Source organism: Candidatus Accumulibacter vicinus, assembly GCF_000584955.1.
GTDB classification, from domain to species: Bacteria; Pseudomonadota; Gammaproteobacteria; order Burkholderiales; family Rhodocyclaceae; genus Accumulibacter; species Accumulibacter vicinus.
The window spans coordinates 15,650-17,434 of sequence record NZ_JDSS02000039.1; the positions used below are offsets into that span (position 1 = coordinate 15,650).

Consider the following 1,785-nt stretch of genomic DNA (forward strand, 5'->3'; position numbering starts at 1 on the left):
CGTAATGGACTTGCGCTGGTGGCAGCGCACCAGGGCGATGACCCCGTGCGCTGTTTCTGCGTAGCCGATGAGGGATTCATCGGGGGCAGAAACGGCAAATTCCGAGCGCGAGCGATCCTTGCCTTTGCTGAGTCGGGTGGTGGTGTCCCCCGCCGCCCAGACTTCAGGAAGTGAGGACGCAGGCGTCGTTTTCATGCGGCGCGATCCTCGGTGAGCGGAGCGGGGCTGAATAACTCGCGCTGGCGCGGCAAGGCCGCCGCCCGCCGCCGGGCATTGCTTGCAGCGGCGAGTAGCCAAAAGTGGAATCGATCCCGCCCGGTTTGGCGCTGACGAAACACCCGGACCTGCGCGAGGAAAACCCGCGCATAGTGAATCTCCGTGGCGCGACTCATGCGGCGCGATCCTCGGCGGGGCTGGTGGGGCGGTAGATGTCATCCAGCGATACGCCATAAACAGCGCATAACCGAATGGCAACCTTTGGTGAAGGGGTCTGCTCCCCTCGCTCGATGCGAGACAGACCGCTAAAGTTGATTCCAACTTCAGTGGCAGTTTCGATCAACGTCTTGCCGCGCTGTAAGCGCGCCGTCCGTAGTTTACTCATGCGATATTTTTTGCGTTAAAAACAAAAAATGTCAAGTATTTTTTGTTGTCTACGCTTTGCGTACAACGCAAAGCGTAGACATAATTACTTTAAGTCATGGTTGGTTTATGAGGAGGTCGGCGGCATGAAGATTGGGCAAGTAATCAGGAAGCGGCGGCGCGATCTTAAAATGACGCTTGAAACGCTTGCTGCAAACGCCGGAACTGATGCTGCGGGGCTTTCGCGGGTGGAACGCGGATTACAGAACTCCACCCCAAATGGGCTTGCAGCCATCGCTGAAGCCCTGGGGACAACAGTAGCGACGCTGTTCGCAGAAGTGGAAGATAGCGAGGCAGGTGTAGAAAGAACTGGCCGTCCGTTGAGTGATGAACAAGAGTTGCTGATGGACTATCGTCGCTTGCGTGGGACAGCACGTTCTTTGGTAAAACTGATAGTGTCAGAAATGGCAAAAAATTAAGGGATCAAGTTCCTATGGACTTGCTAAGTTTTTCAGAACGTCTTGAATATGCGTTGAAACAGGAAGGGGTGAAGCCGACAAATTTGGCTGCCCATCTGAAGGTTTCGCGCGCCGCAGTAAGCTATCTGTTGAGCGGGCAAAGCAAATCGATGCGCCCAGACCATCTTGCCCAGACTGCCAAATTCTTACGTGTTCGTATCGAATGGCTTGCCATCGGCGAGCAGCCAATGCGGCCACGTTTGCTATCAGAGCAGCAGCAAGCGCTGCTGGATTACAGCGATCATGTTTCCAAAGAAACAATGTCGGCGATTCTTCGATTGTTGGCGGATGCCAGCGCAGCAAATATTGCTCTACAGCAATCCGAGTTTTCCTCCCTCAGCCCCAGCCCCAGGCGGGCGCATCAGCAGTTGGAGCAGCGGGCGAATTAGGAGCGCTGACGGAATTATGAACTTCAAAGCCGAGAGCGGGCGTCGGCTCAGACAGGCGCGGGAAGCAAAAAGATGGACGCTCAACGAGCTGGCCGCACAAGTGCAGGGCGTCAGCGCAAGCCGGATCAGCAACTACGAGCAAGGCATCCGACTGATGCGACAACCGGAAGCGGTCAAGCTCGCTGGGGCGCTAGGCGTTTCTGCGGCGCATCTTATGTGTGTGGATGAAAGCGTGATGCTGCCTATGAAAGTTCAACGGCTCATTTATTTTTATGAGCAATCCGATCCGCGCGGCCAGC

General features: G+C 55.7%; 5 protein-coding genes. 3 read left to right on the top strand and 2 right to left on the bottom strand.

The window, feature by feature from the left end:
- On the bottom strand, positions 1 to 195 hold a 195-nt coding region (locus CAPSK01_RS23795; protein WP_273703978.1), incomplete at its 3' end, for a hypothetical protein.
- Positions 192 to 392, bottom strand: coding sequence for a hypothetical protein (locus CAPSK01_RS17400; protein ID WP_034929677.1), 201 nt, complete (start codon positions 390 to 392; stop codon positions 192 to 194). The genes CAPSK01_RS23795 and CAPSK01_RS17400, both read right to left, overlap by 4 nt.
- Positions 393 to 725: 333 nt before the next feature.
- On the opposite strand from CAPSK01_RS17400, the gene CAPSK01_RS23800 reads away from it, so the two are divergent.
- The 3 genes from CAPSK01_RS23800 to CAPSK01_RS23805 all read left to right on the top strand — a co-directional run.
- The gene (locus CAPSK01_RS23800) at positions 726 to 1,058 is read left to right on the top strand and encodes a helix-turn-helix transcriptional regulator (RefSeq protein ID WP_273703979.1); all 333 of its coding nucleotides are present in this window, start codon (positions 726 to 728) and stop codon (positions 1,056 to 1,058) included.
- Positions 1,059 to 1,072: 14 nt separating this feature from the next.
- Positions 1,073 to 1,486, top strand: coding sequence for a helix-turn-helix domain-containing protein (locus tag CAPSK01_RS17405; RefSeq protein ID WP_273703980.1), 414 nt, complete (start codon positions 1,073 to 1,075; stop codon positions 1,484 to 1,486).
- 16 nt (positions 1,487 to 1,502) lie between these two features.
- On the top strand, positions 1,503 to 1,785 hold a 283-nt coding region (locus CAPSK01_RS23805), incomplete at its 3' end, for a helix-turn-helix transcriptional regulator (RefSeq protein ID WP_273703981.1).

Coding starts and splice junctions, on each gene's coding strand:
- CAPSK01_RS17400 (WP_034929677.1), bottom strand. CDS start 392: ATGAGTCGCGCCACGGAGATTCACTATGCGCGGGTTTTCCTCGCGCAG.
- CAPSK01_RS23800 (WP_273703979.1), top strand. CDS start 726: ATGAAGATTGGGCAAGTAATCAGGAAGCGGCGGCGCGATCTTAAAATG.
- CAPSK01_RS17405 (WP_273703980.1), top strand. CDS start 1,073: ATGGACTTGCTAAGTTTTTCAGAACGTCTTGAATATGCGTTGAAACAG.